A 13,322-nucleotide genomic window follows, 5' to 3' on the forward strand; every position below is an offset into this window, starting at 1 on the left:
TCGGCGCACCCTGACTTCCCAGACTCGACGAAAGGAACCTCGATGAGCAAACCCTCCGTACTGTTCGTGTGTGTCAAGAACGGCGGGAAATCCCAGATGGCCGCCGGTCTCATGCGCAAAGCCGCCGGCGACAACGTGGACGTCTATTCCGCCGGCACCAAACCCGGCGACGCGGTCAACGCGCTGTCCGCCGAAACACTCCTCGAAGTCGGGGTGGACATCACCGGTGAGACTCCGACATTGGTTGACCCGCAACTCGTGCGCGATGTCGACCTCGTCGTCACACTGGGCAACGAAGCGAAGGTCGAACCCATCCCCGGCACCGACTTCGAGAACTGGGACACGGACGAGCCGTCCGAACGCGGCATCGACGGAATCGAACGAATGCGCCTGGTCCGCGACGACATTGCTGCCCGCGTCGACGCTCTCGCCGAGCGTCTGGCGACCCGCTGACGCCGGATCGACAGAACCGGCACCATAAGCATCGTCGAAGTATTCGAACCCGCATAGTGCTGCAACGCCGGCGTCTGCGGCGACGATGTCGACCAGGCATTGAACACCTTCAGAGCCGACTTCGACCGGCTAGCGAGCAACGGCGACGCGATCGCCCTGCACCGCGGATTGAAGACGCTCGGAGTTCAAGGGATCAAGGGCTGTGGTTTTCTGCAGCCACTTTGGTGGTTGGTTGCGAAAAGGCCATCTTCGTCGGGAGATTCGGTGACGAATGGTGCGGTGACCCGCAAAAACCGCAGGCCAATCGGACAAGCAAGTCCAGAACCTACAACCCTCTGCTGTCGGCGTAATGCTAAGTGAGGAAACATAACTCCAAGTTCGTGGGTCCTGATATCGTCCTCGTACGAATTCGGATCGCTGAGCTCCGGCGGTCGGGTACTAGTCCATGGTCGAAAATCGACGGCGGGTTGGTTTTTGAGCAGCTCGACTGAGTCGGTCAGATCTCACGACTCGCCTGTGAAGAGGCTACACCCCGCAGATAGGCGGTAAGGATGGATTCTGGGGATGTGTTGTCCTGGATGATCGTTCGCTGAAATACCAGGATGTCCGCGAGGGAGATCAATTCTTCGATCCGTTTGTTGGAATTGGGAAGACCTGCTCTGTCGAGAAGCGTCGCCGTCACTTCTCGGGTTATGGCGTGGACCTCGGATTGTGTCGTCAGCTTTCCTCGAAGAAGAGGTTCGTCCTCGAGTTCGAGAACGAGGGCGTAACGCGCTTTCATGTCATCGCGGCGGGCCGAGAGTGTCTCGACAAGTTCGGCGATTACGCCACCTAGATCGGCGACGCTCAGTTTGCGCTCACCGTGTACCGATGCATTTAGAAAGGCTGCAGCTTGCTTGGCATCGGCTATCGCGCGTTCTGCGAGCGTTTTGACGATGAGTTCGAGTAGGGCGAGCCGGGTTCTTGCATGGTGTGAGGTCGCACCTTGTGGGATTCCGGCTTCTTTGTCGACCACCCGGTGAGTGAGTGCGCGAACTCCGTCTCGGGCAATGACGCGAATGGCGCTGTTGGCGATCAGCTCTCGGCGTTCATGACTTCCGGTTGCTTGTGTAGACACAACTCGATGCTACAGGTGTAGCGTATCAAACACAGCTCTGCTACAGGTGTAGCGAAGATGGTGGGCGAGGAATTCGAACACGCGTTGGGTATATCGCGCGACGTGAAGATATAGGTCGGATAAGGAGGCACCGCATGATGGTCGATTTCGTTCCTGACAAGACTGTGTACCCGTTCGAGTCACGCTGGTTCGACTCGTCTGGCGGTCGAGTTCACTACATCGACGAGGGGGTGGGCCCGCCGATTCTGTTCTGCCACGGATCCCCCACGTGGAGTTTCCTCTACCGCAAGATCGTCGCTGGACTGCGAGTCCGGTACCGGTGCATTGCGGTGGACTACCTGGGTTTCGGGTTGTCCGAGCGGCCGGAGAATTTCGGATACAGAATTGCCGGGCACACGACGGTCCTAGGCGAACTGATCGACCATCTTCAGTTGGACGGCTTTGTCTTGATGGGGCAGGACTGGGGTGGACCTATCGGACTGGGCGCGGCAACCGAGCGAGCAGATCGAATCAGAGGACTCGTGTTGGGGAACACGGCGTTCTGGCCGATAGAGCCACTGGCAAATCGAGCATTCAGCCTGATCATGGGTAGCCGACACATGCAACGTCGCATACTCGAGCAGAATCTCCTTGTGGAGCGTTTTCTGCTCGGAGAGCTTGGCCGCACGCTCACCGAGACGGAGGCAAACCACTACCGCATGGTGCAACCTACAGTGGAAGCGCGGCGTGGACTCGCGGTCATGCCTAAGGAAATCCGTGCCGCACGAACACAGTTGGCCCAACTCGCCCAGGACGTGCCCGCGCTATTGGGGAAAAAACCGGCTCTTGCAGTGTGGGGGATGCGGGACATGGTGTTCCGTCCGAAAGCGTGCATCCCGCGGATACACGAGGCGTTCACCGACCTTGCCGTCGTCGAGTTACCTCATGCACGGCATTTCATCCAGGAACACGCACCCGGTGAAATCATCTCGGCCATCGCGAATCGATTCCCGTGAGTTGTGACGGTTGCAGGCTGCCGCTGAACTCAGAGTTCAGCTCTCGGCCACCGAACATATGACCACTACGTTGGCTACGATCGAGCTGCACAACGGCGAGGAACCGATTCGGCCGGTGGCATGAGCGGGCTGGGGTGAGTGTCATGTTCAGGCAGGGTGGACATCGCGCCGCACTGGAAGTCCGTTCCATTCGGTGAGCGGGGCGGACGGCCGCCACCAATCGAGATCGGAGTGAACGCGACCGCGCGGTCGGTCGAGGTGGCGGAAGATATTGGCGGAGAAAGCCATTGATGGTTTCGTTGCCGCCGCTATGCCCCTCGTCAGGCAGGCGTAGACGGCGCGTGATCGTCGAACTCATCGCTCTTGACGGCATGCTTGGCGCGAAGGGCCTCGAGTTTGGCAGACTTGGCCGCGGCCATGCGTTCGCGGGTGGCGGCGGTACGAGCAGGAGCCGGTGTCGGGGCGGGGTCGACGAGGTGGGCGTCGATGTCGGGAGAGGACGCCCCGGGAGGCGCGGGGACCTCGACGGTGCGCATCGCTTGGCCCAGCAAGATGAACGGGAGGATGAAGACCCAGAGGAAGATTCGGTACTCGCCACTGTGGAGGAACACAGCCAGGTAGATGCCGTAGCTCAGGAACGCGGTGCCGATGAGACCGTTGACAACGCGGCGGCCGGGGTGCAGTTCGGAGGTCACCAGCGCCAAGACGATCACGCCGATTCCGCTGACGAACAGCGCCGTCACATAGAAGCCGAACACGTATTTCTCCCGTCACGAGCAGATAGAAAACGATAATCAGCCTAGATCACGGGCGCCGGTACCCCTAACATTTCGATAATCTTCGCTGCATCTCGACAGTACAAATGCAGGGTGAGCCACCCTCAACTTCTGAAGGTTGGAGCTGCGTGCCAAAAGGCTGTCCTGCCCACGCTGATGTCTTGCGATCGAATACGACCACAAGACATCGGCATAGTTGAGGGGTCTGGTTCGGTCGGGGTGGTTCGTAGCTGGCGATCTTACGGAGGCGATCGATATTCGCCAGCACGTGGTGGTGCAGCGACGTGCCAGGAGGTGTGAGTTCGCGCGGCCCGCGGCTGATATCTCGTGTGAAGGCATCGGTTCAGAGCTCTTTGGCAAGGTAGGTGAATTCGGTTGGATCGGACCCGAACATCGCGGCAGTGTCGCGATCGAACTTGTAGTGGGCGCTGCCGGCGAATTCGCAGAGTCGTAGTGCTGCAATCTTTTCGCCGGCGAGTGGGAGATGGCGCCTGTTGCTTCCGTCAGTAGTGCGGTTTCGGGCTTTCGTCCACTGCCGGCAAAGTTGACTACGTTTGATTGTCAAAAAGTATACTAACGTGCCTGGTGTTCGCGTTTTTGAGCTGATTGAACGACTCCTTCCCGTGCTTTCCTCGTATTGGTGTCAATGATCGTCCGGATACACCCGAAACGAGCGAGCGGCGCTGACAAGCCGCGAGGCGATCCGGAAGAGCTCACCGTAATCGCACGACGCATCGAGGACGAGGTATCGGCGACATGCGGGTCGACGAGCGAAACGGCAGGGAGCATGCGCGAAGAACTGGCCGGCTGTCGCGCTCAGCGGGTTCGGACGTAGTCAGGCGCTGACAGGATCCAGGAGACTGCCAAGCCGATCTGCGATAAGAGCTTCGGACTCTGTGACAATACGGTCCACCAATACACCCACGGTGGGGATGTCGTGAATCAATCCTTGTACGGTCCCAGCCGTCCAGATGCCCACCTCCGGGTCGCCGCTGTCAAACACCGCTCGGCCTCGCGCCCCGGCCACAAGATGTCGAACATCTTCGAATTTGCCACCATTGGCGAGAATTTCGACAACTTCTCCGCTGATGCTGTTGCGTGCTACGCGAGCGGTATTTCGCAACGACCTGAAAATCAATTCGGTGTCGACCTCGGAGGCGGCGACTATCGCATCCTTGATGTTGCGGTGAATCGGAGACTCCTCGGTACACATGAACCGAGTGCCCATGTTGATGCCGTCGGCGCCGAGCGCGAGGGCAGCCACCAATCCACGCGCATCGGCAAATCCACCGGACGCGATCATGGGAATGCTGATGCGCTCGGCTGCTGCCGCGATGAGTACGAGACCCGGTACGTCGTCTTCTCCTGGATGTCCGGCGCATTCGAACCCGTCGATGCTGATGCCGTCGACGCCGAGGGCCTGGGCTTTGACCGCGTGACGGACGCTGGTGCACTTGTGGAGAACCTTGATGCCGGCGCCGTGAAAGTGCGGCATATGGGGCGCAGGAGACGAGCCGGCCGTTTCGACGACTTTGACTCCGCAGTCGATGATCACGTTCCGATACTCGTCGTAGGGCGGGGGCGTGATCGCGGGGAGGATTGTGAGATTGACTCCGAACGGTTGGTCGGTGAGCTCGCGGGTTCGGGATATTTCTCGGGCAAGATCGTCAGGTGTTGGCTGTGTCAGAGCAGTGAGCATGCCGAGCGCGCCGGCGTTTGCAACTGCCGCTACGAGTTCTGCTCTCCCCACCCATTGCATGCCGCCCTGCACGATGGGATGGCGAACTCCGAACGTCTCGGTAAATGCGGTGGTCAGCACAGGACATCTCCTTGATGGTGCATGGATATCGGTTTGTCAGTTTCGTTGGTGCCAAATCAATTTCGGCCCACACGCCGCATTCAAGGCGTCGACGATGCCCACTCGTTCAATGCAGGAACCTGCGAAAGCCCAGTTCGTGCCATCGGAGGTTCGGCGCGATAGGGCGTGGCAGGCGTCAAGTATTGCTCGCCACGTTCGTTGGTGCCGGGGATGAAGGTACGGTTCGCGATCACATCGTCGGCGCAGATCACCTGGTCGTAGTCACGCACAAGTGCGGCAACCACTCCGGCCGCAGTAAGATGCTCTACCGCTTCAGCGGCGCTACGGTGGCACAGCTGCTTCTCGATCGTGGCGACGAGGTCAACACGGTTTTCCACGCGCAGCGCGTTGGTGGTAAACCTCGGGTCGTCGGCCAACTCGGGTAGGTCGATCGCCTTGCACAGTTCGATCCATGCGCGCGGTTGGTATCCGCTGATCACCAGATCGCCGTCGACGGCACGAAAGACGTCTGCCGCGGGTGCGACGCTTGGTTGCCCGTTCCCTTTGCGAGTCATTGGCTTTCCTGACACCTGCCACTCGATCCAGTTGGCGGTCTGCAAGTGGATTGCGACGTCGAGCAGGGAAACTCGGACGGAGGATCCCTTGCCGGTGCGCTCACGTCGCAGTAGCGCTGCCAGTACCGCTTGAGCGACGACGTAGCTCGTTGCATGATCTATGACCGGTGCGCCCACACGTTGCGGTGGGCCGTCAGCCTCGCCCGTCACCGACATCAAACCACTCTCCGCTTGCGCGGCGATATCGAGCCCGGCGCGGGTCGCGGACGGGCCTTCCACCCCGTACCCGCTCACCGAGACGCTGATGATTTCTGGTCGCAGGCGTTGGAGTTCGGCTGAGGAGAATCCCAATCGATCAAGGGTTCCCGGGCGCAGATTGTGCAGCAAGATGTCGCTCGACGCGATCAGGTCCCAAGCTCGCTGCAGATCGGCGGAGTCCTTGAGGTCGAGGCAGATTGAACGCTTTCCTCGGTTGTACCCGTAGAAGATGCCACGCGCGTAGTCGGCGTCGATTTGTCGGGCTGGTTCACCGCCTGGAGGCTCGAGCTTGATGACCTCGGCGCCGAGGTCGGACAACTGCTGCCCGGCGCTGGGTATTGCGATCAGCTGACCGATCTCCACTACCCGGACACCTGCCAACGGCAGGTCTATTTCGTCGGTCATCGAATGATCTCCACATGAGGCGAAGTGACATCCTCAGCAGGCTCCAGGCAGCGCGCCAACAGAATTCCTTCGGTGTGGTTGCAGGGGTTCAGTCGGTTTCTGTCGCCGTCTGCTCCCCCGATTCGGATCGTCACGGTTCCGTCGTCATTGCGCTCGAAGTGTGCGTCGTTGAGGTTGACGGTATGGTCGCGGTACTCGAAGGACTCGAACCAGTGGTTGTACAGCATCACTCCGAAGTAGGTGCAGTCCGGGATGGTGAATGTAATGTCCACGGCAGTGGCGTCTTTCAGCGACCACCACCCGGCAACGTACTGGTTGGAGCTGGTGCCGTAGAAGTCTCCCCAACCTCGTTGCTCCGAGGTCACGCGAATCTCGTTGGGCGACTGACTGAGTGTTTCGATGAGCTGAAGACTGCGTCGGAGGCTGACGTCCATGCCCCGGGCAAGTTTCGTGAGACGCTGGGCCAGCCACGCCGTATCGAGATCGGGGCGTGCACCAGGCGGCGGGCCGAGGCGCTCGATGTGGAGCGCGGGATCGATCTCCGCGCTCCGCGTCTTGTGGTACACACGAACCACTACGTCGAAGCAGCGCTCGTCCAGCCGAATGCCGTTGCGCCCCTCAAGTTCTTGTGCAACGAAGATCTCGAAGTTGCCGTCCGCGTCGCACACCTTGTCGTCGATGACGATGTTGTCGGCAACCCTGTCGGTCCCAGACGCGCCAACACGATTGGCGAGGACGGCGACGTAGGGCACTGTGCCACGGTTACCGTGAATTCGATACGTCTCTTTGGGGTCGATCATCGCAGTCCAGTAGTCGACGTCGATGCCGTCTCCCCAGAACTTTCGCATCGGTGACATCAGAGTGAAGAGTTCAGGCCGGAGCACGTCTTGGCGTTCGATATTCATCTCGGCGAGGTAGCCGAACAGGCGAAGTGCGTGCCGCACACCTTCGGCGCTGTCCAGCGGCGATCCGGTGGCGGCAGCTGTCGAACCAAATGTGGCAAGGCTGTCGGTGACCGTGGACCATGCCTCTGTGAGCTGCCAGCGATCGTGCTGAGACTCGGATTGGGTTGCCTGGTCGGCGAGTTCTGTCATCGTTTCTTCTCTTTCGGTAGTTGTCGAACTGGTGTGTATGGCGTTCGGTCAGCAGAGGGGGTCGAAAGGTACGTCTGCGTCGGTCTTGCCCGAGGTCTGGTTGTTCACCCATGTGACGTTCTGTGTCCATCGGTGGGGTGAAATTTCGACCGGCCAGAGGTTCTTCTGAGAAGCCCACACCTCGGTGGCTTTGTCGGCAGGAACATTCATTCGCTCGGTGAGAAGTTCAGCTCCTGCTTGCTCGTTCGCGGGGTCGGCAATCCACCCTGCGGCGGCTTTGAGCGCAGCACAAACGGGGGCGGAGGCACCGGATTCAGCGAATTTCGCGGTCGTGACGAGCACGGTGCCCAAGCCGTATGAGCTCACGCCGTCAGAGTCCACTGGGTCTACTTCTGTAATCGGTGTCATCGGTATTCCTTGAGCATCGAATACGGCTTGGCTGGCAGCGGTGAGAACGGCGGCATCGATGTCGCCCTTTCGTGCGAGTGGTATCTGACTCGCTGTCGGTGCCGCTGCGATGAATTGCACCGTGGAGGCGTCGATGTTTCTCTCTGCGAGAAGCTGATTGACGAATTGCTCGGCCGCACCGCCACGTGACGGTATGGCGATCCGCTTACCGGGTAAGTCGTCGACGGTGGTGATGCCGCTGTCTTTCGTTACGGCGATGGCAAGATCGATCGACCCGAAGGGGGACAGCGGACGCAGTCTCTGCCCTTGCTCTATAGCCGGCACGACGGTGCCGGGTGCACCGACTGCGAGGTCGGTCGTACCGCCGATGAGACCGCTGATGAGCTCGGGCCCGTTCTTTCCGTCGATGAGTTCGACGTTGAGGCCTTCCTTGTCGAACATTCCTTGTTGGGCGGCGACGTAGACAGGCAGGGACAGTGCGCTCGCGGGGTAGACCCCGATGGCGACGCTACCGTCGTTCGCGCGACCTCCCCCTCCGCATGCGGAGAGCAGTAGGGCCGCTGCTATGACTGTGCCGACGAAAGGTCGAAGTTTCATGGATTTCCTGCTCCTTGATGGCTGGGCACATCAGTGGTCGAGCTGACCGCGCAGCCGGTTGAAGATTTCGATGTATCGAGGTTCGGCGGTGAGGGTTTCGAGTTCGCGGGGGCGTTCGATGTCAATGGAGACGTCGTCGATCACTCGGCCGGCCCCGAGCAGGAGAACGCGGTCGGACAGACAGATGGCCTCACCGAGGTCGTGGGTTACGAAGATGACCGTCCGGCCGACCTCTGACTGCCAAAGCTCGAGGAATTCGCGCTGTACTTCGACGCGGGTTTGCGCATCGAGGGCGGCAAACGGCTCGTCCATCAACAAGATGTCCGGATCCAGAGTCCACGTCCGGGCCAACGCGACACGCTGGCGCATCCCTTGGGACAGCTGCCAAGTCCACAGCTGTGAGGCCTCGGACATTTGAACGGCAGCAAGCCAGCGCGCTGATTGAGTTCGTCTCTCCGCCTTGGGCACTCCCCTCAATTCGAGACCGTACTCCACGTTCTTCCGCGCTGTTCGCCACGGGAACAGGGCATCGCGGGCCATCATGAAGCCCATCCGGGAGCGAGCCTCGAATGGTGTTGTGCCGAGGACCTCGGTCTTGCCTTCCGTCGCGTCCACCAATCCAGCGAGCGCGTTGAGCAGAGTGGTCTTTCCGCAACCGCTCCTGCCGACCAAGCTCACGAACTGTCCGCGAGGGATGGTGAGGTCGAGATTGTCGACCACTGTCTTCGCCGACCCGTCGGGCGAGGGGAAGGATATCGTCAGTCCGTCGAGTTGGACGGCGGGTGTAATCACGTTGGTATCCATGATGATTCCTGTCATCGTCGAGTCGGGGGCTGCCACCGAAGGAGGTAGCGCTCAGCGAAATTCATGACCTGGTTGAGGACGACTGCGACGATTGCGAGAAGGATCAGGATCGCGTAAACGGCTTCCATTCGGAACTGGGCCGAGTAGATCGACACAAGCTGGCCCAGCCCGTCCCGCGAAGAGATCAGTTCCGAACCCACCACGCCGAGTAGCGAGTAGATCAGCCCCAATCGAAGACCGGCAAAAATGCCGGGGGTCGCGACGGGGAGAAGAATGTGCCAAAACACCTGCGTCTTACTGGCATTCAGGACAGTGGAAAGTCGGAGCCACTCGTCGTCGACCGACTTCACACCGGCTCGTGCGCTCGAACACACGATGAAGAAGACAAGTGTGAATGCGAGAGCGACCTTCGCCGTCATCGTGATCCCGAAAATGACGATAAGCAGAGGCGCCAGCGCAAGACGTGGCATGGCATTCGCAGCATCCAAGAACGGACTCATGATGCGTTCGAGGGTCGGGAGCAGGCCGAGCGAGAGTCCTACCGCCACGCCGACGGCACTCGCAAGGATCCAGGCGATCACGACTGCAGTCATCGTGGCGCGCAAGTTGGACGAGATCTCACCCGAATTCACCGCTGCGGTGAAGTAGCTCCACGCTTCTCCTGGCGTTTTGGCCAGAACCGGCTCGATCCAACCTCGTGATGCGACCAGCTGCCACGCTCCGAGTAAGACCAAAAGCAACGCGAACTGGGCCAGTCGCACCACGATGGTGAGTCGAGTGCCCGTGCGACGCTGTCGGGCGGGCTTCGGCTCAGAACGTGCCCGCCCCGCAGCGTTGGGTGACATAGTGCCGGATGACGCACTCGTGGAGATGGTTTCGGTCATTTCCGTGCCACCTCCCGAGTGCTCACAGGCGGCGATGGGTGCTCGGCAAAAGCAGACGTATGCGTCTCGTCGAATCTCCCCGGGTTGTTGCTCACTGCGTTCATATGTGAAGCAGATCACGCGATTATTCTTCCCGTCTACGCCACATTTGAGAGGTATGCCATAGGGTTTCCCTATGGCTTGCCGGCGCGGAACCGAGCGAGCACGCAGACTTCTACAGAGACGGGAGCCCCCAATGGACCGACGTCACCTGGAATACTTTCTCGCCCTTGCTGATCGCGGCAGCATTTCGGCTGCTGCTCGCGGACTTGGAGTGAGCCAGCCGACCATCTCGGAGGCTTTGGTCAGAATGGAGAACGAGTGCGGGCTGACGCTCGTCCGGCGCGGCTCGCGGGGAGTCACTTTGACCGACGCCGGACGTGCCCTCACTGGTCCGGCGGCCCAAGTGCTTCGGGCGTACCGGGATCTGGATCACGCTTTACACCCATCGAACGTGGTGGAGCGTGGGCGGCTGACGGTCGTGTGCCCGCGGACATTGGCGCGTGATCCAGCGGCCACAGCCCTGGGCGCGTTCAAAAGTAAGTTTCCGAATGTTGCGGTGACGATGCTCAGCAACGACACCGACGGAATCGGAATGGTGGTCGCCTCGGGTCAGGCTGACGTAGGCATCGGGGTGGACGAGGTGTTCGACGAAGGTGTTGAACGTATCCTTCTCGGCCGGCAACAAATCGTTGCGCTGGTGCCGGCCGCACGAAGTACAGGCGAGGGAGTAGCTGAGTTGACGGATCTGTTGCGCGTCGGCTTGATCACCAGTCCGCGTGGTGATGTGACTCGGCGACTACTGGCAGAACGCCTCGGCGAGGGCACCGTGGACGAAGCGGTGGTTGCGGAGACAATCTCTGCGGCCTCGATGATTCCACTAGTACGCGCGGGAGTCGGAGTCGCATTCCTTCCCGAATCCGTCGCCGACACCGTCGGAGAAGGCGTGGTGCTGTGTCGTACTCGGCCCCCGCTCAGTCGAGATGTGTGGATGCTTCACGGTTCGACGCCATCGCCTGCGGCACAAGCGTTTATCGAGACGACTACTCGCTTACGTGACGAAGGCGGACTGGGGAATGCCGAATGAGCAACTTCGGAGAGTCTCCGGCGCCACGAATCGATCCGCGGCAACTTCAGGACTTCCTTGCGGTCGTCGAACACGGCAGTATCACGGCGGCAGCGGCGTACCGATTCACGGGAACATCGAGCGTCTCTCAATCAATTGCACGACTCGAAAGGCGCGTCGGGGGAAAGCTTTTCAACCGCGGTCGGGCAGGGGCGTCGCTGACTGCGCGCGGACGGAATTTCATCGATCCAGCACGCGATGCGCTGGCCGCACTCGACAGGCTGGTGGTTGAGAGCGAGTTTGCGCTGTCGGCATTCCCCCACCTCAGTGTCGCCACGACAGCGAGCCTTGCGGACGATCCCACCGCGGTACTGCTCGGAGCGCTGCGTACAAAGGTGCCGAACCTGAGAATCACCATCTCAGATCCGCCTGGGTCATCGGTGGCCGATGCGATTCACCCAGTCATGGCCGGCACAGCTGACGTGGCAATAATGGAGTCGCCGCCTGCCGGTGTCCCGGGGACGCGAATGGTGCGCCTGCCGGACCACCACTTGCGGCTCGTCTGCCCGCCTGGCACTCGAGCCCCGGCTGACGGGGTATTCATCGGCGAAGACCTCATGCGTATCGGTCTGGTCGTCGCACCGCGGTTCGAGACATCCGACGTCTATCGCCACTTGCGTTCGATCGAACCGCGGATCGACCACGCCTTCGTGATGAGGTCACAGCACCGCGATGCGTTCGCGGATTTCGCGTTCGAAGGGATCGGTGCTGTCATCCTCGAACTCGCCAGTGCTGAGCGCGCATCCGCACGCGGTTGCACTGTGGGTGAGATATTCGAACTGCCACCGCGCAAGATCGCAGCCGTAGCAAGGGAAGGCCAGAACACCCAGATCGTCGAACATTTCTTACGGCTGTGCGCCGAGCAATCCGCGTGCGAGCCGTAGGCGGAGGCGATTTCGGCCTTGGGTTGCGGGTATTCGCGACCACCGACGGGCTACCGAGAACGACGATTTTGTTCACAGACACAACACTTCTCGGATTATCGGTTTCCTCGAACAAAGCCGGCGCTTCGCCTCCCAGTGAACATGTAATACGCGTCACTTCGAATCAACTTCGAAAGGTTGACCTTCATGCGAAAATCTCTGAAATGTTTCGCGAATGCTGCAGCGACGGTTGCGCTGTGCGCGACACTCGGACTCACAGGCGCGACCGGAGCGGCGTCGGCCGATACGCCCGGCATTCCGAGCGTCGGGCACAACTGGGCGAGTACAGGGCCGTACACACCGAGTGTCTCGATCGGGCTGGTGCACACTCTGTACTACCCCCGTCAGCTCGGCGCGCGCGGTGAGAAGCACCCGGTTGTGATCTGGGGGAACGGGACCGGCGTGCTCCCCGGTGCATACACTTCCTTGTTACGTCACTACGCGAGCCACGGATTCATCGTGGTCGCCGCCAACACCCCGGCAAGCAACTTCGCCGTCACCATGCGGTCGGGAATCGACCTCATCGCGGACAAGGCAGCCAGCCCGTCGAGCGTCTTCTTCGGCAAAGTGGACCTGGAACACATTGGTGCGGTGGGGCACTCGCAAGGCGGGTCTGCAGCGATCAATGCCGCGATCGACGACCGCGTCGACACCGCTGTCGCGATCCAGCCTGGGCCGCTCAACGATGTCGACCTCATCGACGAGCCAGTTCTCTATCTCGCTGGTCAGGCCGACGCAATCGTTTGGCCGGCGATCGTGTGGGCGATGTACGAGGACGCCGACCACGTGCCCGCCGAGTATCTGGAACTGCGGGGCGCCACGCACTTCGGTACGGCGATCACCGGTGGGGATATGCGCGGACCGAGCACGGCGTGGCTGCGGTACTGGCTACTCGACGATCCGAACGCCCGCACCGAGTTCTTCGGAGCGAGCTGCGGATACTGCACTGACACCCAGCAGTTCTCGGACTTCGACCGCAACGATCTGGCCCTGCAGATCCCAGGCTGACGGTCAGCCTCGTCGAGTTATTCGGAGATGAACAGCCGCTTCGGCGGGGTCGGCGGGGATCT

General features: G+C 60.7%; 13 protein-coding genes. 5 read left to right on the forward strand and 8 right to left on the reverse strand.

Annotation, left to right across the window (positions count from 1 at the left end):
• Window positions 1-42: 42 nt before the first annotated feature.
• Entirely contained in the window at window positions 43-453 is a 411-nt protein-coding gene (locus ACFWAD_RS03670) for a low molecular weight phosphatase family protein (RefSeq protein ID WP_378541447.1), read from the forward strand.
• Window positions 454-949: 496 nt separating this feature from the next.
• Here the strand turns inward: ACFWAD_RS03670 and ACFWAD_RS03675 are convergent, their stop codons facing one another.
• Window positions 950-1,570 carry a TetR/AcrR family transcriptional regulator gene (locus tag ACFWAD_RS03675; protein ID WP_378530194.1) on the reverse strand — a complete coding sequence of 207 codons (621 nt, stop codon included), beginning with the start codon at window positions 1,568-1,570 and terminating at the stop codon, window positions 950-952.
• Between the two features lie 134 nt (window positions 1,571-1,704).
• Between ACFWAD_RS03675 and ACFWAD_RS03680 the strand changes: the two genes are divergently transcribed.
• Entirely contained in the window at window positions 1,705-2,565 is an 861-nt protein-coding gene (locus ACFWAD_RS03680) for a haloalkane dehalogenase (protein ID WP_378541449.1), read from the forward strand.
• 320 nt (window positions 2,566-2,885) lie between these two features.
• On the opposite strand, the gene ACFWAD_RS03685 is transcribed toward ACFWAD_RS03680, so the two are convergent.
• From ACFWAD_RS03685 to ACFWAD_RS03715, 7 genes are all read right to left on the reverse strand, one after another.
• Entirely contained in the window at window positions 2,886-3,323 is a 438-nt protein-coding gene (locus ACFWAD_RS03685) for a hypothetical protein (RefSeq protein ID WP_378530198.1), read from the reverse strand.
• An 853-nt stretch (window positions 3,324-4,176) separates the two neighbouring features.
• Window positions 4,177-5,160: an NAD(P)H-dependent flavin oxidoreductase gene (locus tag ACFWAD_RS03690; RefSeq protein WP_378541451.1), complete on the reverse strand. Its 984-nt coding sequence runs from the start codon at window positions 5,158-5,160 to the stop codon at window positions 4,177-4,179.
• 80 nt (window positions 5,161-5,240) lie between these two features.
• Window positions 5,241-6,377, reverse strand: coding sequence for a CaiB/BaiF CoA transferase family protein (locus ACFWAD_RS03695; protein WP_378541453.1), 1,137 nt, complete (start codon window positions 6,375-6,377; stop codon window positions 5,241-5,243).
• The gene (locus tag ACFWAD_RS03700) at window positions 6,374-7,471 is read right to left on the reverse strand and encodes a hypothetical protein (RefSeq protein WP_378541455.1); all 1,098 of its coding nucleotides are present in this window, start codon (window positions 7,469-7,471) and stop codon (window positions 6,374-6,376) included. Before ACFWAD_RS03700 ends, ACFWAD_RS03695 begins: the two co-directional genes overlap by 4 nt.
• A gap of 48 nt (window positions 7,472-7,519) precedes the next feature.
• Window positions 7,520-8,476, reverse strand: coding sequence for an ABC transporter substrate-binding protein (locus ACFWAD_RS03705; RefSeq protein WP_378541457.1), 957 nt, complete (start codon window positions 8,474-8,476; stop codon window positions 7,520-7,522).
• A 30-nt stretch (window positions 8,477-8,506) separates the two neighbouring features.
• Window positions 8,507-9,280, reverse strand: a complete 774-nt coding sequence (locus ACFWAD_RS03710) for an ABC transporter ATP-binding protein (protein WP_378541459.1) — start codon at window positions 9,278-9,280, stop codon at window positions 8,507-8,509.
• Between the two features lie 11 nt (window positions 9,281-9,291).
• Window positions 9,292-10,164 carry an ABC transporter permease gene (locus ACFWAD_RS03715; protein ID WP_378541461.1) on the reverse strand — a complete coding sequence of 291 codons (873 nt, stop codon included), beginning with the start codon at window positions 10,162-10,164 and terminating at the stop codon, window positions 9,292-9,294.
• Between the two features lie 235 nt (window positions 10,165-10,399).
• On the opposite strand from ACFWAD_RS03715, the gene ACFWAD_RS03720 reads away from it, so the two are divergent.
• The 3 genes from ACFWAD_RS03720 to ACFWAD_RS03730 all read left to right on the forward strand — a co-directional run bounded on the left by ACFWAD_RS03720 (window position 10,400) and on the right by ACFWAD_RS03730 (window position 13,260).
• The gene (locus ACFWAD_RS03720) at window positions 10,400-11,290 is read left to right on the forward strand and encodes a LysR family transcriptional regulator (RefSeq protein ID WP_378541463.1); all 891 of its coding nucleotides are present in this window, start codon (window positions 10,400-10,402) and stop codon (window positions 11,288-11,290) included.
• Window positions 11,287-12,213 (forward strand): LysR family transcriptional regulator, encoded by a 927-nt coding sequence (locus ACFWAD_RS03725; protein WP_378541465.1) that lies wholly within the window; start codon window positions 11,287-11,289, stop codon window positions 12,211-12,213. Before ACFWAD_RS03720 ends, ACFWAD_RS03725 begins: the two co-directional genes overlap by 4 nt.
• 186 nt (window positions 12,214-12,399) lie before the next feature.
• Window positions 12,400-13,260: an alpha/beta hydrolase family protein gene (locus ACFWAD_RS03730; RefSeq protein ID WP_378541467.1), complete on the forward strand. Its 861-nt coding sequence runs from the start codon at window positions 12,400-12,402 to the stop codon at window positions 13,258-13,260.
• The last annotated feature ends 62 nt before the right edge of the window (window positions 13,261-13,322 follow it).

The sequence above is a fragment of the Rhodococcus sp. NPDC059969 genome, assembly GCF_042738325.1.
In the GTDB taxonomy this organism is placed as follows: domain Bacteria; phylum Actinomycetota; class Actinomycetes; order Mycobacteriales; family Mycobacteriaceae; genus Rhodococcus_F.

What these genes read in the sequence shown, in the direction of transcription:
- ACFWAD_RS03720 (WP_378541463.1), top strand. Translation starts at nt 10,400, where the DNA reads ATGGACCGACGTCACCTGGAATACTTTCTCGCCCTTGCTGATCGCGGC.
- ACFWAD_RS03670 (WP_378541447.1), top strand. Translation starts at nt 43, where the DNA reads ATGAGCAAACCCTCCGTACTGTTCGTGTGTGTCAAGAACGGCGGGAAA.
- ACFWAD_RS03705 (WP_378541457.1), bottom strand. Translation starts at nt 8,476, where the DNA reads ATGAAACTTCGACCTTTCGTCGGCACAGTCATAGCAGCGGCCCTACTG.
- ACFWAD_RS03710 (WP_378541459.1), bottom strand. Translation starts at nt 9,280, where the DNA reads ATGGATACCAACGTGATTACACCCGCCGTCCAACTCGACGGACTGACG.
- ACFWAD_RS03700 (WP_378541455.1), bottom strand. Translation starts at nt 7,471, where the DNA reads ATGACAGAACTCGCCGACCAGGCAACCCAATCCGAGTCTCAGCACGAT.
- ACFWAD_RS03695 (WP_378541453.1), bottom strand. Translation starts at nt 6,377, where the DNA reads ATGACCGACGAAATAGACCTGCCGTTGGCAGGTGTCCGGGTAGTGGAG.
- ACFWAD_RS03730 (WP_378541467.1), top strand. Translation starts at nt 12,400, where the DNA reads ATGCGAAAATCTCTGAAATGTTTCGCGAATGCTGCAGCGACGGTTGCG.
- ACFWAD_RS03715 (WP_378541461.1), bottom strand. Translation starts at nt 10,164, where the DNA reads ATGACCGAAACCATCTCCACGAGTGCGTCATCCGGCACTATGTCACCC.
- ACFWAD_RS03725 (WP_378541465.1), top strand. Translation starts at nt 11,287, where the DNA reads ATGAGCAACTTCGGAGAGTCTCCGGCGCCACGAATCGATCCGCGGCAA.
- ACFWAD_RS03680 (WP_378541449.1), top strand. Translation starts at nt 1,705, where the DNA reads ATGATGGTCGATTTCGTTCCTGACAAGACTGTGTACCCGTTCGAGTCA.